The 22,462-nt window shown below is 59.8% G+C and carries 22 protein-coding genes; 9 read left to right on the forward strand and 13 right to left on the reverse strand.

All coding sequences use genetic code 11. The features are described from left to right. Window positions 1-39: 39 nt before the first annotated feature. Entirely contained in the window at window positions 40-1,488 is a 1,449-nt protein-coding gene (norV, locus tag ACOTXR_RS15315) for an anaerobic nitric oxide reductase flavorubredoxin (protein ID WP_023331158.1), read from the forward strand. Further along, the gene (gene norW, locus ACOTXR_RS15320) at window positions 1,485-2,618 is read left to right on the forward strand and encodes an NADH:flavorubredoxin reductase NorW (RefSeq protein ID WP_058690634.1); all 1,134 of its coding nucleotides are present in this window, start codon (window positions 1,485-1,487) and stop codon (window positions 2,616-2,618) included. The genes norV and norW overlap by 4 nt, the downstream gene beginning before the upstream one ends. Before the next feature lie 71 nt (window positions 2,619-2,689). Here norW and ACOTXR_RS15325 read toward each other — a convergent pair whose 3' ends face one another. The 4 genes from ACOTXR_RS15325 to ACOTXR_RS15340 form a co-directional block, all read right to left on the reverse strand. Beyond that, window positions 2,690-3,712, reverse strand: coding sequence for a HoxN/HupN/NixA family nickel/cobalt transporter (locus ACOTXR_RS15325; protein ID WP_048997132.1), 1,023 nt, complete (start codon window positions 3,710-3,712; stop codon window positions 2,690-2,692). Window position 3,713: 1 nt separating this feature from the next. Further along, window positions 3,714-5,930 carry a carbamoyltransferase HypF gene (gene hypF / locus ACOTXR_RS15330; protein WP_058690635.1) on the reverse strand — a complete coding sequence of 739 codons (2,217 nt, stop codon included), beginning with the start codon at window positions 5,928-5,930 and terminating at the stop codon, window positions 3,714-3,716. Between the two features lie 6 nt (window positions 5,931-5,936). Further along, window positions 5,937-6,482, reverse strand: a complete 546-nt coding sequence (hydN, locus tag ACOTXR_RS15335) for an electron transport protein HydN (protein WP_008499565.1) — start codon at window positions 6,480-6,482, stop codon at window positions 5,937-5,939. A gap of 134 nt (window positions 6,483-6,616) precedes the next feature. Further along, window positions 6,617-7,630: a LacI family DNA-binding transcriptional regulator gene (locus tag ACOTXR_RS15340; protein ID WP_058690636.1), complete on the reverse strand. Its 1,014-nt coding sequence runs from the start codon at window positions 7,628-7,630 to the stop codon at window positions 6,617-6,619. Window positions 7,631-7,844: 214 nt separating this feature from the next. On the opposite strand from ACOTXR_RS15340, the gene ascF reads away from it, so the two are divergent. Together ascF and ACOTXR_RS15350 are read left to right on the forward strand one after the other, a co-directional pair. Beyond that, window positions 7,845-9,296 (forward strand): PTS cellobiose/arbutin/salicin transporter subunit IIBC, encoded by a 1,452-nt coding sequence (ascF, locus tag ACOTXR_RS15345; RefSeq protein ID WP_023331163.1) that lies wholly within the window; start codon window positions 7,845-7,847, stop codon window positions 9,294-9,296. 18 nt (window positions 9,297-9,314) lie between these two features. Then, window positions 9,315-10,739, forward strand: a complete 1,425-nt coding sequence (locus tag ACOTXR_RS15350; protein WP_421767051.1) for a 6-phospho-beta-glucosidase — start codon at window positions 9,315-9,317, stop codon at window positions 10,737-10,739. Window positions 10,740-10,826: 87 nt separating this feature from the next. Here the strand turns inward: ACOTXR_RS15350 and hycI are convergent, their stop codons facing one another. The 9 genes from hycI to hycA form a co-directional block, all read right to left on the reverse strand. Beyond that, entirely contained in the window at window positions 10,827-11,282 is a 456-nt protein-coding gene (gene hycI / locus ACOTXR_RS15355; protein ID WP_014884999.1) for a hydrogenase maturation peptidase HycI, read from the reverse strand. Next, window positions 11,275-11,685, reverse strand: a complete 411-nt coding sequence (locus tag ACOTXR_RS15360; protein WP_023338751.1) for a formate hydrogenlyase maturation HycH family protein — start codon at window positions 11,683-11,685, stop codon at window positions 11,275-11,277. Before ACOTXR_RS15360 ends, hycI begins: the two co-directional genes overlap by 8 nt. Continuing rightward, on the reverse strand, window positions 11,682-12,449 hold the full coding sequence (locus tag ACOTXR_RS15365; RefSeq protein ID WP_045134148.1) for an NADH-quinone oxidoreductase subunit B family protein: 768 nt from the start codon (window positions 12,447-12,449) through the stop codon (window positions 11,682-11,684). Before ACOTXR_RS15365 ends, ACOTXR_RS15360 begins: the two co-directional genes overlap by 4 nt. Then, a complete protein-coding gene (locus ACOTXR_RS15370) occupies window positions 12,449-12,991 on the reverse strand; it encodes a formate hydrogenlyase complex iron-sulfur subunit (protein WP_045134147.1) in 543 nt (180 codons plus the stop codon). Before ACOTXR_RS15370 ends, ACOTXR_RS15365 begins: the two co-directional genes overlap by 1 nt. A 9-nt stretch (window positions 12,992-13,000) precedes the next feature. Continuing rightward, complete coding sequence (gene hycE, locus ACOTXR_RS15375; protein ID WP_058690638.1) at window positions 13,001-14,710, reverse strand: formate hydrogenlyase subunit HycE; 1,710 nt, start codon at window positions 14,708-14,710, stop codon at window positions 13,001-13,003. 15 nt (window positions 14,711-14,725) lie between these two features. After that, window positions 14,726-15,649: a respiratory chain complex I subunit 1 family protein gene (locus ACOTXR_RS15380; protein WP_023331167.1), complete on the reverse strand. Its 924-nt coding sequence runs from the start codon at window positions 15,647-15,649 to the stop codon at window positions 14,726-14,728. Window position 15,650: 1 nt separating this feature from the next. After that, complete coding sequence (hycC, locus tag ACOTXR_RS15385) at window positions 15,651-17,465, reverse strand: formate hydrogenlyase subunit 3 (protein WP_058690639.1); 1,815 nt, start codon at window positions 17,463-17,465, stop codon at window positions 15,651-15,653. Then, complete coding sequence (locus tag ACOTXR_RS15390) at window positions 17,462-18,070, reverse strand: 4Fe-4S dicluster domain-containing protein (protein WP_023331169.1); 609 nt, start codon at window positions 18,068-18,070, stop codon at window positions 17,462-17,464. The genes hycC and ACOTXR_RS15390 overlap by 4 nt, the downstream gene beginning before the upstream one ends. 73 nt (window positions 18,071-18,143) lie before the next feature. Next, complete coding sequence (hycA, locus tag ACOTXR_RS15395; RefSeq protein WP_014885007.1) at window positions 18,144-18,608, reverse strand: formate hydrogenlyase regulator HycA; 465 nt, start codon at window positions 18,606-18,608, stop codon at window positions 18,144-18,146. A gap of 210 nt (window positions 18,609-18,818) precedes the next feature. Here hycA and hypA point away from each other — a divergent pair, with 210 nt between their 5' ends. The 5 genes from hypA to hypE are packed head-to-tail and all read left to right on the forward strand — an operon-like array spanning window position 18,819 to window position 22,431. Then, on the forward strand, window positions 18,819-19,169 hold the full coding sequence (hypA, locus tag ACOTXR_RS15400; protein ID WP_014885008.1) for a hydrogenase maturation nickel metallochaperone HypA: 351 nt from the start codon (window positions 18,819-18,821) through the stop codon (window positions 19,167-19,169). Between the two features lie 3 nt (window positions 19,170-19,172). Next, a complete protein-coding gene (hypB, locus tag ACOTXR_RS15405) occupies window positions 19,173-20,036 on the forward strand; it encodes a hydrogenase nickel incorporation protein HypB (RefSeq protein ID WP_058690640.1) in 864 nt (287 codons plus the stop codon). Next, window positions 20,027-20,299: a HypC/HybG/HupF family hydrogenase formation chaperone gene (locus ACOTXR_RS15410; protein ID WP_058690641.1), complete on the forward strand. Its 273-nt coding sequence runs from the start codon at window positions 20,027-20,029 to the stop codon at window positions 20,297-20,299. Before hypB ends, ACOTXR_RS15410 begins: the two co-directional genes overlap by 10 nt. Window positions 20,300-20,302: 3 nt before the next feature. Beyond that, window positions 20,303-21,424: a hydrogenase formation protein HypD gene (hypD, locus tag ACOTXR_RS15415; protein ID WP_058690642.1), complete on the forward strand. Its 1,122-nt coding sequence runs from the start codon at window positions 20,303-20,305 to the stop codon at window positions 21,422-21,424. Next, window positions 21,421-22,431 (forward strand): hydrogenase expression/formation protein HypE, encoded by a 1,011-nt coding sequence (hypE, locus tag ACOTXR_RS15420; protein WP_058690643.1) that lies wholly within the window; start codon window positions 21,421-21,423, stop codon window positions 22,429-22,431. The genes hypD and hypE overlap by 4 nt, the downstream gene beginning before the upstream one ends. The last annotated feature ends 31 nt before the right edge of the window (window positions 22,432-22,462 follow it).

Raw genomic sequence — 22,462 nt, forward strand, 5'->3', positions numbered from 1 at the left:
TCATCTTATTCAAAAACGCTGTATTACGTTGAGGTTGCTATGTCTATTCTGGTTAAAAATAACATTCATTGGGTGGGTCAACGTGACTGGGAGGTGCGTGATTTCCACGGGACGGAATACAAAACGCTGCGCGGCAGCAGCTACAACAGCTATCTTATCCGTGAAGGCAAAAACGTACTGATCGATACCGTCGATCATAAATTCAGCCGCGAGTTCGTGCAGAACCTGCGCAGCGAAATCGATCTCGACGCAATCGACTACATCATCATCAACCACGCTGAAGAGGATCACGCCGGTGCGTTGACCGAGCTGATGTCGTACATTCCGAATACACCGATCTACTGCACCACCAACGCCATCGACTCGATCAACGGTCATCACCATCATCCGGAATGGAATTTCCACACCGTGAAAACCGGCGACTCGCTGGATATCGGCAACGGCAAACAGCTGATCTTCGTTGAAACCCCGATGCTGCACTGGCCGGACAGCATGATGACCTACATGACCGGCGACGCGGTATTGTTCAGCAACGACGCCTTTGGCCAGCACTACTGTGACGAACGCCTGTTCAATGATGAAGTGGATCAGACCGAACTGTTTGAGCAGTGCCAGCGCTACTACGCCAACATTCTGACCCCGTTCAGCCGTCTGGTGACGCCAAAAATCACCGAGATCCTCGGCTTTAACCTGCCGGTGGACATGATTGCCACCTCCCACGGCGTGGTGTGGCGTGAAAACCCCACCCAGATCGTTGAGCTGTACCTGAAATGGGCGGCGGATTATCAGGAAGACCGCATCACGATTTTCTACGACACCATGTCCAATAACACCCGCATGATGGCGGACGCCATAGCCCAGGGCATCAACGAAGTGGATCCGAACGTGGCGGTGAAAATCTTCAACGTGGCGCGCAGCGATAAAAACGAGATCCTCACCAATGTCTTCCGCTCAAAAGGCGTGCTGGTGGGCACCTCCACGATGAACAACGTGATGATGCCGAAAATTGCTGGCCTGGTGGAAGAGATGACCGGCCTGCGTTTTCGCAACAAACGCGCCAGCGCGTTTGGCTCTCACGGCTGGAGCGGCGGCGCGGTAGATCGCCTCTCTACCCGTCTGCAGGATGCAGGTTTTGAGATGTCCCTGAGTCTGAAAGCGAAATGGCGCCCGGATATCGACGCGCTGGAAATTTGCCGTCAGCATGGCCGCGACATTGCCCGTCAGTGGGCGCTCGCACCGCTTCCTGAGGCGTCTGCAAAACCTACCGAACAGCAGGAAGCCTGTGCCTGTGCAGCTGCCGCTGCTGCACACCTCGGCCCACGCATGCAGTGCAGCGTTTGCCAGTGGATATATGACCCGGAACGGGGCGAACCCCTTCAGGACGTTGCCCCGGGCACACCGTGGTGCGACGTGCCGGATACCTTCCTCTGCCCGGAATGTTCCCTCGGTAAAGACGTCTTTGACGAACTGGGTACGGAGGCAAAATGAATCACGGAATCGTCATCATCGGTTCGGGCTTCGCCGCCCGCCAGCTGGTGAAAAATATCCGCAAACAGGACGCTAACGTGCCGGTGACGGTGATCGCCGCCGACAGCATGGATGAGTACAACAAGCCTGATTTAAGCCATGTCATCAGCCAGAATCAGCGCGCCGAAGACCTCACCCGCCAGACGGCGGGGGAGTTCGCGGAACAGTTTAACCTGCGCCTGTTTCCCTACACCTGGGTTACCGATATCGACGCCGCCGCGCACGTCGTGAAGGCGAAAGACAAAATCTGGCAGTACGACAAGCTGGTGCTGGCCACGGGGGCCTCTGCCTTTGTGCCACCCGTTGAAGGGCGAGAGCTGATGATCACCCTAAACAGCCAGCAGGAGTATCAGGCAAGCGAAACGGGGCTTCGCGATGCGCAACGCGTGATGATCGTCGGCGGTGGGCTGATTGGTACCGAGCTGGCGATGGATTTCTGCCGCGCGGGAAAAACCGTTACCCTGGTTGACCACGCGGCGAGCATTCTGTCGGCGCTGATGCCCGCAGAAGTAAGCAGCCGCTTACAGCATCGACTGACCGACATGGGCGTCCATCTGCTGCTCAAATCGCAGTTACAGAGTCTGAGCAAAACCGCAGGCGGCATTCGTGGGGCGCTCGACCGCAACCGCAGCGTTGAGGTGGATGCGGTGGTTGCCGCGACGGGTCTGCGCCCGGAAACCGCGCTGGCACATCGCGCAGGCGCCGAAACAGACCGCGGCGTAAAGGTCGACAGCTACCTGCAAACCTCACAGCCGGACATTTATGCCCTGGGCGACTGCGCGGAAATTAACGGCCGGGTGCTGCCGTTCCTGCAACCGATCCAGTTGAGCGCCATGATCCTGGCGAAAAACCTGATCGGCGTCAGCGCGCCGCTAAAGCTTCCGCCGATGCTGGTGAAGGTGAAAACGCAGGACCTGCCGCTGCACCTTGCGGGAGAAACGCAGCGACAGGATCTGAGCTGGCAAATCGCCATTGAATCACAGGGGATGGTGGCGCGCGGCATCGACGCAGATGACCAACTGCGCGCCTTTGTGGTGAGCGAAGAGAGAATGAAGGAGGCGTTCGCGCTGCTGAAATCGCTACCTGCTTAACCGTCGTATTGCCGGGTGGCGCTGCGCTTACCCGGCCTACAAAACAACAAAAAGAGAGTTGAGGCAAAAATTCAGGAGCGCACCACCAGCGCATCGTAGCCTCGCCAGCGGTAGTTGGCCATGGAGATCAGCCAGCAGGCGACAAACAGCCCGACCACCACAAATCCGGCGTTGCCGAGGTTATCGTTCACCGCGCCCACCACATCCCAGACGCCGCCGCTAAGGGCAAATTTATCCATCAGCAGACCCAGCGCTTCCAGCCCACCAATGAACAGCGCCACCACCACGGAGGTACCGGTAATGGTCATGTTGTAGTAGAGCTTGCGCTGCGGTTTGTTAAACGCCCAGCCGTAGGCACCGACCATCAGCAAATTGTCGAGGGTATCCACCAGCGCCATACCGCTGGCGAAGAGCGCCGGGAAGATCATGATTGACCACACCGACATCCCGCTGGAGGCGCTGGCGGCAGAAATCCCCAGCACGCCAATTTCAGTGGCGGTATCAAACCCGAGACCAAACAGGAAGCCCACCAGGTACATCTGCCAGCTTTTATTGACGAGGCGGAAGGTTTTGCCAAACAGCCAGCTCATCACCCCACCCTGGGCGGGAAGCTCCACGTCGCTGCGGGCCGCATGCCCCTTTTTCAGCGCCTGGAAACTGCACCATACGCCGCGCAAAATCACCATATTCACCAGCGCCATCGCCAGCAGGAAGGTGGCGGAAACGGCGGTGCCAATCAGGCTCCCGGTCTCGTGGAACCATGCCATATTTTTCTGAAACGCCGTGGCGGTGGCGGCGATAGCGATGGAAGCCAGCACCACGATAGTGGAGTGCCCCAGCGAGAACCACGCCCCCACGCCGGACGGGCGTTTGCCCTGCTGCATCATCTTACGCGTCACGGTATCAATGGCAGCAATGTGGTCGGCATCCACCGCATGACGCAGCCCGTAACACCAGGCCAGCAGGCTTGCCGCCATCAGCGCCGTACTGCCGCTGAAGGTGTGCCATGCCCAGCCCCAGGCCAGCAGGTTTGCCATTACCAGTGCCAGCAGCAGAAGCGCGGCGCGAGGTTCATTGCGTAACAGTCGTAACATTTTAAATCCTTTGTGAACATGACCGGGCAGCGGCGACCACCGCCTGCCCGAAGGAGATCGCTCCGTCACCTGCAGGCAGGCGCGAAGGAAAAAGAAGCGTAAAGTCAGAAAGATAATGCCGCAGGCGCGCGCGCAGCAGGCGGTTATGTAACACACCGCCACTGAGGCAGATTGTTGAAAGCGATAAGCGTCGGGCATGGGATGCGGCATGCTCCGACAGCCCTCTGGCCAGCGCATCGTGAAACGCCCACGCGCGCTCGCAGGGCTCCGCCTGCCAGGCAAGCCACTGTTGCCAGAAAAGTGCAAGGTCGTCCACCGACAGCGTAACCGGGTGTTTCACACCGTTGCACCGTGCCGCCAGCGCCTCCAGCCTGCAGGCCGCTTCGCCTTCGTAGCGCTGCGTATCGATGCCCAGCGCACAGGCAACCGCATCAAACAGGCGTCCACAGGACGAGGCCCGCGGCGCGTTGATGCCACGCTGGATCGCCGTCGCCAGTAGCGGCCAGTTCTGGCCCTGCACTGCCCGCGTTTCCGGGAACTGCTGCCAGTCAGGCACAAAGGCCAGGCAGTGGGCGAGCAAATTGCGCCACGGCTGTTTCGCTGCCAGATCGCCCCCCGGCAGCGCAACGGCAGGCAGGCCACCCAAATGTTCGCAGTCGACATAGTTCACCCGCAGGCACTCTCCGCCCCACAGCGCGCCGTTCTCGCCCATGCCGATCCCGTCCAGCGTCAGGGCGATAACGTCCCCACCGCCGAGCGGCCAGCCATTTTCAGCCAGACACGCCGCCGCATGGGCATGATGATGCAGCACGGTTTCAACGGGCAGCGCCTGCTCCAGCGCCCACTGACGGGCGTGATACGCCGGATGGGCATCGCACACGACACGCGCGGGCTTAAAGGCATAAACCTGTTGCATCATTGCCAGCGCCGAACGCCACTGTGCGTCGACCCCCTCGTCACTGAGATCGCCAAAATGCGGGCTCAACACAGCCTGATTTCCGCGCACCAGGCAGAAGGTATTTTTCATCTCTGCCCCGGTTGACAATATGGCAGGGATATCGTCAAACCCGGCGGGTAACGTGATGGCATCCGGCACAAAACCGCGCGCGCGACGCAGCATCGCGCCATCCCGATCCACCACCGAATCATCCATCCGTTGCAGAATATCGCGGTTGTGCAGCAGGAAGCCGTCAGCCATGTCGCGGAGCGCATCCAGCGCTTCCTGATTCGTCATCGCAGGCGGGTGGCCGCTGAGGTTACCGGAGGTCATCACCAGCGGACGCTGGCAGTCCATCATCAGTAAATGCTGAATCGGATTCGCAGGCAGCATCACGCCGACACAATCTAGCCCCGGCGCAATGGCCTCAGGCAGCGCGGGAAGCGAGGCTTTGGGCGTCAACACAATGGGCGCAGCAGGAGAGCGTAGCAGGGTCTGCATCGCCTCCGGCAGGTCATCCGCATCGGGGATCATCACCGCCAGCGGCTTCGTCGGGCGCTGTTTGCGTGCCCGTAGCGTCGCCACCGCCTGCGGGTTAAGCGCGTCGCAGGCAAGGTGAAAGCCTCCCAGCCCCTTGATGGCGACAATACCGCCGCTTTTTAGCTTCTCCACTGCGGCGCGTAATGCCGGTTCGCGCGTGGCAACGCTGTCCCCGGCTCGCCACATCAGCGCTGGCCCGCAGTCCGGGCAGGCCACCGGCTGAGCGTGAAAACGCCGATCGGCCGGGTTGCGATACTCGGCTTCACACGGTGCGCACAGCGGGAAGTCGGCCATTGACGTGGCCGGGCGATCGTAGGGCATGGCGCGGATGATGGTGAAGCGCGGGCCGCAATGGGTACAGTTGATAAACGGGTAACGATAACGGCGCTCGCGGGGATCGCGCATCTCCGCCAGGCACGCCGGACAGGTGGCGGCATCCGGCACGATTTGCGTGTCCATCGCCCCGCTCTCGCTCTGGCGGATGGTAAAATCCGTCGGCAGAGCGGACCAGCTAAAGGGCTGCGTGTCTACGTCGTCAATCCGCGCCAGCGGTGGGCAGTCCTGGCGCAGCCTCGCGGTAAAGTCCCCCCCATTACCCGCGAGACGCACCAGGACACCCTCTCCGTCGTTACAGACGTCGCCCGTCAGCATCATCTGGTGCGCCAGCTGCCAGACAAAGGGACGAAACCCTACGCCCTGCACTTTGCCACGCACCCGAAGCTGTACGCCGTTAACGCGCATTGCGACTTAAAACAGCAGCGATGACGAGGTGTCAAACGCTGCGCGACGGCGTTTTTCTGCGCTCATCTGCTCGAGCTTGTCGCGATCCACGCAGACCAGCGCGTGGGTCGGGCAGGCTTCCATACAGGCCGGGCCAGCTTCACGGTGGTAGCAAAGGTCGCATTTGTTGGCCTCGGCTTTCTCCGCCCGCACGCTCAGGCCCATACCGCTGTTGCGTACTACCGGACGGACAACCACTTCCATCGCGCCATACGGGCAGGCGACCACGCAGGTTTTACAGCCAATGCAGCGCTCCTGCATCACATGCACAAAGCCCTTCTCGCGTTTAATCGCCCCGTTCGGGCAGACGTTCGCGCACGGTGCGTCTTCGCACTGGCGACAAATAGCGGCGGTGGAAATATTCACGCCTTTAATGACGTGGATGCGTGGCAAAAACGTGTCGGGGGTAAGTGATGCGCAATCCTGCTCCGCCTGATGGGAAACCACGCACGCCACTTCACAGGTACGGCAACCAATGCACTTACTGGCATCGGCCATAATAAAACGGTTCATCTGCTTCTCCAGCATTACAGTTATGCGCGGAGCTATTCATAAACCGTGCCAATTATTAAACAATTGATTTTAAACGACTTTAAAAATCACAGTCGCGCTGTCATCGTCACTTATGACGATGACAGCTGTCGACATCAGCAGTGGGGGCCGTCAGTCACGGAGTCGCGCAGGATAAGCTCGCCGGAGAACGTTTGCTGATATTTGAATTTACCGCCGTCGAGCATGAAAATCAGACGACTGATGGTTTCCTGGATCATCTCCGTGACCGGAATACGCACGCTGGAGAGCGAAGGCACAATGTACGGCGCTATCGCCACGTCGTCGAAGCCGATGACTGACACCGCGTCCGGCGTGGCAACGCCGCTCTCGTGCAGCTGTTTAATGGCGCCAATCGCCATGTCGTCATTGCTCGCCACCAGCGCCGTAAAGCGTTCGCCGCGTGCGAGCAGTTCGGATACCGCCGCCGCGCCGCTGGCCGGGTTCCACTTCCCTTCGGCGATAAGCTCGTCGCGCAGGGCAATACCGTGCTGCGTCAGCGCATCTTTGTAACCGGACAGTCGCTCAACGCCGGTCGGGGAATCCAGCGAACCGGTGATAAACGCAATCTCCCGGTGCCCTTTTGCAATCAGCTGCGACACCGCGTCCTGACAGGAAGCTTTATGATCGGACCAGACGCTGTGGCTGCTGTTTTTCCGCAGGCGGCGGTTGAGCACCATAATCGGCTGCTCACACTTCTCGACGATCGCATCCAGTTCATCCACGTTCAAAAAGCGCGGGTAGATGATCACCGCGTCGCAGCGCATATCGAGCAGATACTGGATCGCCTCGCGCTCTTCATCCGCGCTGTGCTTGCCGTCCGCGAGGATCAGCTGCCGCCCTTTCTCTTCCGTCATTCGTGCGGCATGAAACAGCAGTTCGCTAAAGTAGACGCCGTGATAAAGGGTGTTCGTCACCACCAGCCCCAGGGTCTGGGTACGTTTGGTCGCCAGGTTTCGCGCCAGTAAATTCGGGCGATAACCGCTCTCTTCAATGGCCTGAAAAACCCGGTCTTTGGTCTCCTGGCTGACATAGCCATTTCCCGACAGCACGCGGGATACCGTCGCTTTCGAAACGCCTGCCCGCTTCGCCACTTCAAGCATCGTGGTCATGTTGTTATTCCATCTGAATCTGATGAAGCGCAGTGTACTGCACTGCAGAAAAATTGTCGCAGCGGCGAAATCACGCTTTCGCTACCGACCAGTGATCATCATCACGAATTGAAAAAATGACCAAAAAGCGATCTTGTTTCACTCAAAGAAACTCATGATGATTATGTGGAACCGGTTTCCTACATTTCACACAACGATAACAGGATCACATCCGATGGCCAAAAATTACGCTGCGCTGGCGAACGACGTTATCAGCGCGCTGGGCGGCAAAGAGAACATCGTCGCCGTCACCCACTGCATGACGCGACTGCGTTTCGTTCTGAAAGACGAAACCCTCACCGACGCCGCGCGCCTGAAAAGCATCAGCGGCGTGCTTGGCGTAGTGCGTAACGACAACCAGTGCCAGGTGATCATTGGCAACACGGTTTCTCAGGCCTACCGCGAAGTGGTAAGCCTGCTGCCCGTTGACCTGCAGCCCGCGGTGCCGGAAGGCCCGCAGAAGCTGACGTTACGCCGCATTGGCGCCGGGATCCTCGACGCGCTGATCGGCACCATGTCGCCGCTGATCCCCGCGATCATCGGCGGTTCGATGGTCAAGCTGCTGGCGATGATCCTTGAGATGACCGGCGTGCTGCCAAAGGGTGCGCCAACGCTTACCATTCTGACGGTGATTGGCGACGGGGCATTCTTCTTCCTGCCGCTGATGGTGGCCGCCTCGGCGGCAGTGAAATTCAAAACCAATATGTCGCTGGCGATCGCCATTGCGGGCGTGCTGGTGCACCCGAGCTTTATCGAGCTGATGGCGAAAGCCGCGCAGGGCGAGCATGTTGAGTTCGCCTTTATCCCGGTGACGGCGGTGAAATACACCTACACCGTTATCCCCGCGCTGGTGATGACCTGGTGCCTGTCTTACATCGAACGCTGGGTCGATCGCATTACCCCGGCGGTGACGAAAAACTTCCTCAAGCCGATGCTGATCGTCCTGATTGCCGCCCCGCTCGCCATCGTGCTGATTGGGCCGCTCGGGATCTGGATCGGGAGCGCTATCTCCGCACTGGTTTACACCATTCACGGCTATCTGGGCTGGCTCTCCGTCGCCATCATGGGCGCACTCTGGCCGCTGCTGGTCATGACGGGGATGCACCGCGTCTTTACGCCAACCATCATTCAGACCATTGCCGAAACGGGTAAAGAAGGGATGGTCATGCCGTCAGAAATCGGCGCCAACCTGTCGCTCGGCGGTTCGTCTTTAGCGGTGGCATGGAAAACCAAAAACCCGGAACTGCGCCAGACGGCGCTGGCTGCGGCGGCTTCTGCCATCATGGCGGGGATCTCTGAACCGGCACTGTACGGTGTGGCGGTACGTCTCAAGCGTCCGCTGATTGCGAGCCTGATCAGCGGCTTTATCTGCGGCGCGGTGGCCGGCATCGCGGGTCTTGCCAGCCACTCCATGGCGGCGCCGGGGCTGTTTACCAGCGTGCAATTCTTCGACCCGGCCAACCCGATGACCATCGTCTGGGTATTCGGCGTGATGGCGCTGGCAGTTGTGCTGTCGTTTGTTCTGACCCTGCTGTTAGGGTTTGAGGATATCCCGGTCGAAGACGAGGCCGAAAAAGCGCGCGCTCTGCAGACCGCGGCGGTACAGAACAACGCAGCAAAAGCATAAATTGAAAGCGAGGTAAGAATGTCTGTTTTTCCACAAGGATTTTTATGGGGCGGCGCGCTTGCCGCTAACCAGAGTGAAGGTGCTTACCGTGAAGGCGGCAAAGGACTGACGACGGTCGATATGATCCCCCACGGCGCCAATCGTCTGGCGGTGAAGCTCGGCAAGGAAAAGCGTTTTTCGCTGCGTGACGACGAGTTTTACCCGAGCCACGAGGCGATTGATTTTTACCATCGCTATAAAGAAGACATTGCCCTGATGGCGGAGATGGGCTTTACGGTATTCCGCACCTCGATTGCCTGGAGCCGCCTCAACCCGAACGGTGACGAACCGCTGCCGAACAAAGAGGGCATAGCCTTTTACCGCGCGGTATTTGAGGAGTGCAAAAAGTACAACATCGAGCCGCTGGTGACGCTCTGCCACTTCGACGTGCCGATGCACCTGGTGACGGAATACGGCTCCTGGCGCAACCGCAAGATGGTCGACTTCTTCGCCCGCTACGCCCGCACCTGCTTTGAGGCATTTAACGGGCTGGTAAAATACTGGCTGACTTTCAACGAAATCAACATCATGCTGCACAGCCCGTTCTCCGGTGCCGGGCTGGTGTTTGAGGAAGGTGAAAACGAAGATCAGGTAAAATATCAGGCCGCGCACCACGAGCTGGTGGCGAGCGCGCTGGCAACCAAAATCGCTCACGAGGTGAACCCGGAAAATCAGGTGGGCTGCATGCTGGCGGGCGGTAACTTCTATCCGTACTCCTGCAAACCGGAAGACGTGTGGATGGCGCTGGAGAAAGACCGCGAGAACCTGTTCTTTATCGACGTGCAGGCACGCGGCCGCTATCCGGCCTACTCCGCTCGCGTGTTCCGTGAGAAAGGCGTGGTCATTGTCAAAGACCCTGGCGATGACGAGCTGCTGAAAAACACCGTCGATTTTGTCTCGTTCAGCTATTACGCCTCGCGCTGCGCGTCGGCGGATATGAACGCGGGCAACACCAGCGCGGCAAACATCGTGAAGTCCCTGCGTAACCCGCACATTCAGGTGAGCGAATGGGGCTGGGGCATTGACCCGCTTGGCCTGCGCATCACCATGAACATGATGTACGACCGCTACCAAAAGCCGCTGTTCCTGGTGGAAAACGGCCTGGGTGCGAAAGATGTCATTGATGAAAACGGCGAGATTAACGACGACTACCGCATCAGCTATCTGCGCGAGCATATCCGCGCGATGGGTGATGCGATTGAGGACGGCGTGCCGCTGATGGGCTACACCACCTGGGGTTGTATCGACCTGGTTTCAGCGTCTACCGGCGAAATGAGCAAACGCTACGGGTTCGTGTACGTTGACCGCGACGATGCGGGGAACGGCACGCTGGACCGAAAGCGCAAGAAATCGTTCTGGTGGTATAAGAAGGTGATTGCGAGTAACGGGGGCGATCTCGAGTAGCCTGTTGCCCTCACCCCGGCCCTCTTCCACAGGGAGAGGGAACGGGTTTGGTAGGCCGGGTAAGGCGAAGCCGCCCCCCGGCACTGCTCAGAGCGGAGAAAACCCCCCGTCTCCAACCCACCCTTCAAGCCGTGAATAAACCACTTCCACCGCCTCTTTTACCGGCGGCGTCATCGGGTAATAAAACCCAACAATGTCCGGCTGAATCCCCAGGAACAGCACCTCGCCCACGTCGTCCTTGATCTGATCCACGAGGTAATTCAGCGGCATATTGTGGGTCGTCATCATAAACATCCCGGCAATGTCGTCCGGGTCAATGAGTCGGATCTCTCCGGGGTTGAGCCCCATATCGGTAGCATCGACAATCAGCAGCCTCTCCGGGCGCAGCTCGCGGATGGCGACCACGTCATTTTCTGGCGCGCTACCGCCGTCAATCACCACCCAGTTGCCCTGAGGGTTCGCGGCGCACATCTCTGCCAGCAGCGGGCCCGCGCCGTCGTCGCCCATCATGCTGTTGCCGACACACAGTAAAACGTCAGTCACGTAATCTCCTCACCATCAGGTAGATGGCACTCTCCTGATGAATATCATGCAGCATGCCGAGCAACGTTTTGCTCCACGCCTGCTGTTCGGCGGATTGCCTGCTCAGCGCCGCATCAAAGGCGTTGGCGAGTATCGCAATGTGGTTGGCATCGATGACGATCTCACCGTACTTTGGCACGCCTTCCATTTTACGCCGTGCCGTGCTGCCCTCCTCCAGCGTGGCGATCCACGCCAGGTACTCAGGCCAGGGGCAGCTCAGCGCGGCCTCCAGACAGTCAATCACCCCGAGGTGATGCCCAATCGCCAGGCTGTAATAGACCACCTGCTGCGCCGCATCCGGCGTGGCATCGTTCTCATCAATAAACTTACGGCTCAGTTGACTGAACACCACCGTTTCACTCATCGGATACGCGCCTCGTCCACAATGCTGTTCAGGTTCGCCACAATCTCATTCAGACGCGGATCGTTTTCCGCCTCCAGCCAGCGGGCTACCTGCTGCTCGCCCTGACTCAGCAAACGCAGATAATCGTCGGCAATCTGACGACCATAACGGTAGCCCGCCAGCCTGCGCGCCGTGCGGTCGACCTTCACCCGCAGCGGCTGCACCATATCCGGATGGAGGAGCATCGCGGGCTGGTTGTCGAGCTCGCCCGGTTCACGGGCGTGGATTTTCTGCTCCAGCAGGCCAAGCGCCATCGCAAAGCCGTACAGCGTGGCGGCAGGCGTCGGCGGGCAGCCCGGAATGTAAACATCCACCGGTACGATTTTGTCGGTGCCGCCCCAGACGCAGTAGAGATCGTGGAAGATGCCGCCGCTGTTGCCGCAGGCACCGTAGGAGATGCAGATTTTCGGGTCTGGCGCAGACTGCCAGGCACGTAGCGCGGGCGAACGCATGGCACGGGTGACCGCCCCGGTAAACAGCAGAATATCCGCATGGCGCGGAGACGGCACCACTTTGATACCGAAGCGTTCAGCGTCAAACAGCGGCGACAGCGTAGCGAAGATCTCGATCTCGCAGCCGTTACAGCCGCCGCAGTCCACGCGGTAGACGTAGGCCGAACGTTTGATTTTTTTCAGCAGCGACGCCTTCATGCTGGCAATGGATTCCTCCACCGTCATTGGCACCGGTATGCCATTGTCGTCGCGCGGGCCGAGTAAGTGTTCCATCAGCTGACCTCTCTCATATGGCGGGTGATATCAATCCGGTCGGACGGCAGCAGGCATTTCTGACGCTTACACTCCGGGCAGGTTTCAAAACTTTCACGGTGATGCTCCGCCCGGACGTCACCGTTGTGCTGCAGCAGCGCGATGGCGTAGTCGATCTCTTTTTGCACGGCGAACGGACGCTTGCAGACGCGGCAGTGACACAGCGCGAAACGCGACTGCTGGAGGAAATCGGCTTTCTTCCACACTGCCAGCTCGTACTCCTGCGACAGGCGAATGGCGACCGTCGGGCAAACTTCCTCGCAGCGGCCGCAGAAAATGCAGCGTCCGAGGTTAAACTGCCAGGCCAGTTCGCCGGTTTTGAGATCCGTTTCCACCGTCAGGGCATTCGACGGGCAGGCATTGACGCAGGCCGCGCAGCCGATGCACTGCTGCGGGTTGTGCTCCGGCTTGCCGCGAAAGTTTTTATCGACCGGCATCGGCTCCAGCGGATAACGGCTGGTCTGCGTGCCGGTTTTGATCACTTTTTTGATAAAGGTAAACATGACGAGTCCTTATTTCAGCGGCGAGTTCTTACGCTCGATGCTGTAGCGCTCAAGCTCTTTGTACGGCACCACCTGACTTTTCTTCTTGCGCACGTCCACCACGGTCATGCGGTCGGTGCAGGAGTAGCACGGGTCGAGGCTACCGATGATCAGCGGCGCATCGGAGACCGTATTGCCGCGCAGCATGTAGCGCAGCGTTGGCCAGTTGGCGTAGGTCGCCGCACGGCAGCGCCAGCGGTAGAGCTTCTGGTTGTCGCCAGTCATGCTCCAGTGGATATCGTCCCCGCGCGGCGCTTCTGCAAAGCCGAGCGCGAAGCGGTTCGGGATGTAGGTGAAGCCCTCTACCATCAGCGGACCGCCCGGCAGGTTATCGAGGCCAAAGTCGATCATGTTCAGGGCAGTGAACACCTCGTTAATGCGGACTTTCAGACGTGAGATGACGTCGCAGCCCTGCTCGCTGTGCACGGTCATGGGCAGCAGGCCGTAGCCGACGAACGGGTGATCGGCGCGGGTGTCGCGGGCGTGGCCGCTGGCGCGCACCATCGGGCCGACGTTGCTGAAGTCGCGGGCAATTTCCGGATCAAGACGGCCAATCCCTACGGTGCGCTGCTCGATGTTTGGCGTGCTGAGCAGCATATCCACCAGCTCCTGCACGTCCCGGCGCATCTGCTGCGCCAGCTGACGGGTCTGGATCATGTCATCTTTCAGCAGGTCGCGGCGGATCCCGCCGATCAGGTTCAGCCCGTAGGTTTTACGCGCCCCGGTGAGGATCTCCGCCATCTTCATCGAGGCTTCACGCACGCGGAAGAACTGCATAAACCCGGAGTCAAAACCGACGAAGTGGCAGGCCAGGCCGAGGTTTAGCAGGTGCGAGTGCAGACGTTCCACCTCCAGCAGAATGGCGCGGATCATCTGCGCACGTTCCGGCACCACGATCCCCATGCCGTTCTCTACCGACGTGGTGTAAGCGGTGCTGTGGGCAAAGCCGCAGATGCCGCACACACGGTCAGAAAGGAACGTCACTTCGTTGTAGCCCATGCGGGTTTCCGCCAGCTTTTCCATGCCGCGATGGACGTAGAAGAGGCGGTAGTCGGCGTCGATAATGTTTTCGCCGTCGACGAACAGGCGAAAATGGCCCGGTTCGTCGGAGGTGACGTGCAGCGGGCCAATCGGCACCACGTTGTTCTTTTTACTGCCCAGCTCGTTAATGAACTCGTAGGTTTCGCTGTCGGTGGTCGGCGCCGGGCGCTGGCGGTAGTCCATGCTGTCTTTACGCAGCGGATAGAGTTCATCCGGCCAGTCGTCCGGCAGCACCAGACGGCGCTCGTCCGGCAGGCCGACCGGCACCAGGCCGTACATGTCGCGCACTTCGCGTTCGCCCCAGACGGCAGCAGGCACCCGCGGCGTAACGGACGGATATTCCGGCTTATTCGGATCGACTTCGACGCGCACGGTCAGCCAGCACTTCTCGCCCTGCTCCATCGACATCACGTAGTACACGGCGTGATTGCCACATAGCTGGCGCTCGTCGTTACCGAACAGCACCGACAGCCAGCCGCCCTGCTGGTAGTAAAGAAACTCCACCACCTCCGGCAGGTAGTTCACCTTTATGGTGACGGTGATCTGGTCTTTGGTTTGCCAGGACTCTTCCAGCACCACGCCGGGGAAAGCCTGGTGCAACGCGGCGAGATACTGCTGACCTTTCTTTTCTTCAGACATAAACACTCTCTTTAATCACGCCACCAGCAAGGAGACGAACGCTAAAAATGCAAAGCCAAAACCGGCCCAGGTGATGCGCGAGGTCGCCACAAAACGCAGACGCGCCATGCTGTTCTCGAACAGCGCAATCACCAGCACGCCGATAAGCAGCTTGATTGCAGCAACCACGACGGCCAGCACCAGGCCGCCCGCGGAAAAGTGCGTCATCTGCCCCCACGGGAAGAAGACGCCGACAAACATCTGCAACACCACCAGCTGCTTGAGGCTGATCCCCCACTTCAGTACCGCAAAGCCGTAGCCGCTGTATTCGGTGAGTGGCCCCTCCTGTAATTCCTGCTCGGCTTCCGCGAGATCGAACGGCAGTTTGCCCATCTCAATAAACGTGGCGAACGCGCAGGCGCAGAGTGCCAGCACCAGCGGAATGGAGCGGCTTACCGGCCAGTGATAAACGGTATGGGTGATAAAGCTGATATGGGTGGAGCCTGCGACCTGCGCGGCGACCCACAGCCCCAGCAGCAGGATCGGCTCAACCAGCACACCCAGCATCGCCTCGCGGCTGGCACCGAGGCCGGTAAACGGACTCCCGGTGTCCAGACCCGCAATCGCAAAGAAGAAACGGGCGATGGCGAAGAGGTAGATAAGCGTGATCAGATCGCCGAGCGCAGGCAGCGGTGAGCCCACCGTGACGACGGGCAGCGCGGTGGCGATGGTGAGCATCACGCCAACCATCACAAACGGCGTCAGGCGAAAGACCCAGCCTGCGGCATCGGGCGCCACGCTCTGGCGAGAGAGCAGCTTGAAGAGATCGCGATACTCCTGGAGCACGCCAGGCCCGCGACGGTTGTGCATCCGGGCGCGCGCCACGCGCGTGATGCCCGAGAGCAGCGGCGCAACGGCAAACAGCACCAGCGCCTGAAGAATTGCCAGTAACAGACTCATGTCAGGCTCCTCGTGAAATCACAATGACCACCAGCACCGACAGCTCAATCAGCGCCAGACGGCGGAACAGTGCGGGCGCGGCAGCACTCTGCCAGCCCGGAACCCAACCCTGCGGGTTGAGCCAGTGGCGCAGCTTCAGCACGGCGGCGAAGTTCTCTTTTACCGGCATGGCGAAACCGTGGGCGGTGATGACCATTGACTGCTCGTGTTTGTAGCCGCAGGCCCAGGCTGCGCCGCGCGCACGGGAGGCGAGTCGATCGCGTTTAAAGAACAGCATCAGCACGAACGGCAGTAGCGGAGAGGCAATCAGCAGCAGGGCTATCATCGGTTGGGAAACGGTGGTTTGTGCCGTCTCAAGCGGCAACGGAATAGCGTTTCCGAGCAGCGGCAGCAGCCACGGCGCGGCAACCCCACCCGCGATGCAGCACAGCGCCAGCGCAACCACGCTGGTGGCCATCAATACCGGTGCACAGCAGGCATTTTCAGCCTCACGCGTGCGCGGTGCGCCAAGGAAGGTAACGCCGTAGACTTTCGCCATACACATCACCGCCAGCGCCCCGGTAATCGCCAGGCCGACCGCCAACAGCGGCCCCAGCAAACGGCCGATAAACGCATCGCTCTGACCGAGCGCGAAGAAAGACTGGTAGATCACCCACTCGCCGGCAAAACCGTTCAGTGGCGGCAGCGCGGCCATCGCCATCAGCCCCACCAGCATCGCCAGGGAAATCACCGGCATCTTTTTGCCAATGCCGCCGAGCTTTTCGATATCCCGATGACCGGTGCGGAACCAGACGCTGCCCGCGCCGAGGAACAGGGTGCTTTTAAACAGGCTGTGGTTGACGAGGTGATACAGACCACCGATAAACCCGGCGGCAATCAACGCGGGCTGATTCAGCGCCAGACCGGTGACGCCCGCGCCAAGACCGAGCAGGATAATGCCGATATTTTCGAGCGTGTGGTACGCCAGCAAACGCTGGATGTTGTGCTCCATCAGCGCGTACAGGCCACCCACGAACGCGGTGATCATCCCGGCCAGCAGCAGAACGACACCCCACCACAGCGGCGGTTGCCCGCTGGTCAGCGTGAGTACCAAAATCCCGAATAAACCCACTTTCATCACCACCACAGAGAACAGCGCGGCGGCGGGCGCGGAGGCATTGGCATGCGCCTGCGGCACCCAGCCGTGCAGCGGGATGATCCCGGCGAGCAGGCCAAAGCCCACAACGCCCAGCAGCCAGACGTCATTCCCCAGCGGATGGCCGTTGAGCGCAGAGAAATCCAGCGTGCCAAAGCGTTGCCACACCAGCCAACTGGCCAGCGCCAGCAGCAGCGTGCCGAGGCGACCGAGAGCAAACCATAGCTTGCCGGAGGCGCTACAGCCCGTCAGGAACACGCCGCACAGGGCCATAATTTCGGCCATCACCACCAGCGCGCCAAGATTGCTGGCGATAACGGTGCAGACCGCCGTCGCCATGAGCAGGTTTACCAGCAGACCATTAGCTCTGGTGTGCTGGTGGCGGTGCCAGTCGATATTGAACAGGCTGACAAACAGCCCGCACAGACCGAACGTCACCAGCCAGATGGCATTCAGCGGCGTAATCTCAACGCTGTGACGAATCAGCGGCATCACGGCCTCTGTGGATTGCCCCCCCAGCAAAACGACACCGCCTGCCGCGAGCGTCATCAGGCTGCCGAGCGCCCCGCCGATACCGGCTATCCAGCCGCTCAGGATTTTATGGAAAGAGAAGAGCAGCGCCAGCACGGCGGCGGCCGCAAAGTACGCTACGGCGCTGTTAATCATGTCTATCGCGTTCATTTCGCCCCCTCGTTAAGCGCCTGCAGAAGCGAAAGATCGCCGACGTCGGTATTAATGGTCAGCTCGCGCTTGCGTTTGCTGGTACGGGCGATATCGCGGATGTTAACCAGAATGAGCGCCTTGGTCGGACAGGTCCGCACGCAGGCCGGTCCCTGTTCATCAAAGCTGCACAGGTCACACTTCACCGCCACGGCGCGGATGCCGGGAACCCAGTCCAGTAGCGTACTTACGCGTGCCGGAGCCGGTGGCGCGGGCGGCGCTTTCGGGGAGTTGGCATTGGCCGGAATGTGCAGCGGACGGCTGCCGGAAAATTCAATGGCGCCGAACGGGCAGGCAATGCCGCACAGCTTGCAGCTGACGCACAGGCTTTCGTTCAGCTGGACCGCGCCATCAACGCGGGTGATGGCATTCACCGGACAAACACCCGCGCAGGGGGCATCTTCACAGTGGTGGCAGAGCTGCGGAGCAGACTCTTTTTCATTACGCATGACGCGAAGGCGCGGCATGGACTGCAGCCCGTGCAGGCGGTGGGTTTCCGAACACGCCGCCTCACAGGTTCGACAGCCAATACAGACCGTCGAGTCAGCAATTACAAAACGGTTCACCGGGCAATCCTCAGGTGATGGTCATTTTTGACGACGAAAAGCTGTCTTCTCGACACTTTTCGACACTCGGTTCTCAGGCAACGTTTGCGGAAGGGTTTCCGGCGATCAGCTGTTTCAGGTCGACCGGTAAGTCGTGTTCAACCGCGTGATAAAGCCCGTTGTAAACCGGCGCGATTTTCTCCAGATAGTGTTCAAGCACCTGCTGGCGATCGCGGTTGCTGACGTAGCCATCGACCATGCCGTCAGCCATCAGTTGCGCTTGCGCAATACACTGTTTTTCACCCTCTTTGTTCTCGACGTAGTACTCAATGGTGTGGCTGTTAAAGCTGTCTGCCAGGGTGACAAAGACCGTGAAGTGGCCGAAGAGGACAAAGCGCATATCGCCTTGCGCCGCACAACTCATCGCATGATGCAGACGCGCTTTTGACAGGGTGATCCCCTGAACCAGAGAGTTGCAGTAGAGGTGCCACTGCTCCTGTAGCTGCTGGTGGCGCTGCGCGATGTAATCCGCTTTTTCGCTGATTTCCCAAATAGTCATAAAAGGTATCCGGTTAATGGAGATAGCGGCTGTTAAGCAGATTCCGTGCCAGTTTTTAATCAACTGATTTTATTGATCTTTAATTTCAAAACTGCTGTCAACGCGGCGGTGTCGACGTGTCATTTCGACAGCATTGACATCGTCACGCCCTGACAAAATCCAGGCTGGCACTGTTATTGCATTACCGGGGCAATTCATTGAGGAGGCGTCATGCACGAAATCACCCTCTGCCAGCGAGCGCTTGAACTTATCGAACAGCAGGCAGTGCAAAACCACGCGAAACGCGTCACCGGCGTCTGGCTGAAGATCGGGGCATTTTCCTGCGTCGAGACCAGCGCCCTGACCTTCTGTTTTGAGCTGGTATGCCGCGGCACGCTGGCGGAAGGCTGCGAGCTGCATATCGACGAGCAGCAGGCGGAGTGCTGGTGCGAGCACTGTCAGCAGTACGTCACGCTGCTCTCCTCAAAGGTTCAGCGCTGTCCGCAGTGCCAGCGTACCGGGCTGCGGATCGTGGCGGATGACGGTATGCAGATCCAACGCCTCGAAATCGAGAAGGAGTAATGTATGTGTAGTACCTGCGGTTGCGCCGAAGGCAACCTGTATATAGAAGGGGACGAACACCGCCCCCACTCCGCGTTTCGCTCCGCGCCCTTTTCCCCTGCCCCGCGTCCTGCGGCAGTTCTGACCGGCATTACCTTTGCGCCGCAACGCTCCGACGCGGGCGACCTGCACTACGGCCAGGGCGAAGCGGGCACTCATGCGCCGGGTATGAGCCAGCGGCAGATGCTGGACGTCGAGATCAACGTGCTGGACAAAAATAACCAGCTCGCGGCCCGCAATCGCGCGCGCTTTGCCGCCCGCAAACAGCTGGTGCTGAACCTGGTCTCCAGCCCGGGTTCAGGCAAAACCACGCTGTTAACCGAAACACTCAAGCGCCTGAACAAACGCGTCTCTTGCGCGGTGATCGAGGGCGATCAGCAGACCGTAAACGATGCCGCGCGCATTCGTGAAACCGGCACCCCGGCGATTCAGGTCAACACGGGCAAAGGCTGCCATCTGGATGCGCAGATGATTGCCGATGCCGCACCGCGTTTGCCGCTTGAAGAGAGCGGCATCCTGTTTATTGAAAACGTCGGTAACCTCGTGTGCCCGGCGAGCTTTGACCTCGGCGAGCGCCACAAAGTCGCGGTGCTCTCCGTCACCGAAGGGGAAGACAAGCCGCTGAAGTACCCGCATATGTTTGCCGCCGCCTCCCTGATGTTGCTGAACAAAGTCGACCTGCTGCCGTACCTGAATTTCGACGTGGAGAAATGCCTGGCGTATGCCCGCGAAGTGAATCCGGAGATTGCGATCGTGCTGGTCTCCGCCACGCGCAGCGACGGCATGGACGCATGGCTAAACTGGCTGGAGAGCGAACGATGTGCATAGGCGTACCCGGACAAATTCAGGCAATCGACGGTAACCAGGCCAGGGTGGAGGTCTGCGGTATATTGCGCGATGTGGATCTGACGCTGGTGGGCTGTACCGATGAAACCGGCGCGTCACGTCTCGGCCAGTGGGTGCTGGTCCATGTGGGCTTTGCAATGAGCGTGATTAACGAAGCGGAAGCCCACGACACGCTGGATGCGCTGCAAAACATGTTTGACGTGGAGCCTGACGTGGGCGCCCTGCTGTACGGCGAGGAGCGGTAGCACATGCGTTACGTTGATGAATACCGCGCGCCAGAACAGGTACTGCAGCTTATCGGGCACCTGAAAACACGGGCGGCGCTGCTGAACAACACGAAAGAAAGGCCGCTGCGGATCATGGAGGTATGCGGCGGACACACGCACGCCATCTTCAAATTTGGCCTCGACCAGCTACTGCCAGATAACATCGAGTTTATCCACGGCCCCGGCTGCCCGGTCTGCGTGTTGCCAATGGGCCGCATCGACAGCTGTATTGAAATTGCCAGCCTGCCTGAAGTCATTTTCTGTACCTTTGGCGATGCGATGCGCGTGCCGGGGAAAAATGGCTCGCTGCTGCAGGCGAAAGCGCGCGGTGCGGACGTGCGGATCGTCTACTCGCCAATGGATGCCCTGACGCTGGCGAGGGATAACCCTGAGCGCAACGTCGTCTTTTTTGGGCTGGGTTTTGAAACCACTATGCCCGCGACGGCCATTACGCTGCAGCAGGCCAAAGCCCGCAACGTCACTAATTTTTTCTTTTTCTGTCAGCACATCACGCTCATTCCCACGCTGCGCAGCCTGCTGGAGGAGCCGGATAACGGTATCGACGCCTTTCTGGCGCCGGGACACGTCAGCATGGTGATTGGCACAGACGCCTACGGTTTCATCTCTGAACAGTACAATCGTCCGTTAGTGGTCGCTGGTTTCGAGCCACTTGATCTACTGCAAGGTGTGACCATGCTGGTTGAGCAGAAAATAGCGGCCCTGAGTGCGGTCGAAAACCAGTACCGCCGCGTGGTGCCCGATGCGGGAAATGAACGGGCCCAGCAGGCCATTGCCGACGTGTTTAGCGTTGAAGGCGACAGCGAGTGGCGCGGTCTGGGGCTGATTGCCGAATCCGGCGTGCGCCTCACGCCAGCCTATCGCGCGTTTGATGCAGAAACACATTTCCGCCCGCAGCCGCAGCAGGTGTGCGACGATCCCCGTTCTCGCTGTGGCGACGTGCTCACCGGTAAGTGTAAACCTCATCAATGCCCGTTATTTGGCAACACCTGTAACCCGCAAACCGCGTTTGGCGCGCTGATGGTCTCCTCCGAAGGGGCATGCGCCGCGTGGTATCAATATCGCAACCAGGAGTGTGAAGCATGAACACGGTGGAAATGGCGCACGGAAGCGGTGGACAGGCGATGCAGCAGTTGATTAACCGGCTGTTTATGGAGGCTTTTAACAACCCCTGGCTCGCCGAGCAGGAAGACCAGGCGCGCATCGCGCTCTCGACACTCACTGCCCAGGGCGACAGGCTGGCGTTCTCCACCGACAGCTACGTCATTGACCCGCTGTTTTTCCCGGGCGGTGATATTGGCAAGCTCGCCATCTGCGGCACGGCCAACGACGTTGCCGTCAGCGGCGCCATTCCGCGCTACCTCTCCTGCGGGTTTATCCTTGAAGAGGGGCTGCCGATGGAGACGCTCACGGCGGTGGTCAACAGCATGGCACAGACGGCGCGCGAGGCGGGGATCGCTGTCGTCACCGGCGATACCAAAGTGGTTCAGCGCGGCGCCGCCGACAAACTGTTTATCAACACCGCCGGGATGGGCGCGATCCCCACCGACATCCACTGGGGCGCACAGCAACTTAGCGTGGGCGACGTGCTGCTGGTGAGCGGCACGCTGGGATGCCATGGCGCGACGATTCTTAATCTGCGCGAAGGGTTAGGGCTGGACGGCGAACTGCGTAGCGACTGTGCGGTGCTTACCCCGCTTATTCAGACGCTGCGCGCCATTCCTGGTGTGAAAGCCCTGCGCGACGCCACCCGTGGCGGCGTGAATGCCGTCGTCCACGAGTTCGCCGTAAGCTGCGGGTGCGGGATTGAACTGACCGAGCGTGGTCTGCCTGTCAAACCCGCCGTACGCGGGCTGTGCGAGATGCTAGGGCTTGATCCCCTCAACTTTGCGAACGAAGGCAAGCTGGTGATCGGCGTTGAACGCGCAGCGGCGGAATCTGTCCTGGCCGGGCTGCGGTCGCATCCATTAGGGAAAGATGCCGCCATCATTGGGGAAGTGGTTGAGCGCAAAGGGGTGCGCCTGACCGGGCTTTACGGCGTGAAGCGCACACTGGATCTGCCGCACGCTGAACCGTTACCCCGAATTTGCTAGAACCGCGCCATAAGCGGTCAGCACTGAATGT

The organism is Enterobacter cloacae complex sp. IR53030 (assembly GCF_049238365.1).
GTDB classification, from domain to species: domain Bacteria; phylum Pseudomonadota; class Gammaproteobacteria; order Enterobacterales; family Enterobacteriaceae; genus Enterobacter; species Enterobacter kobei.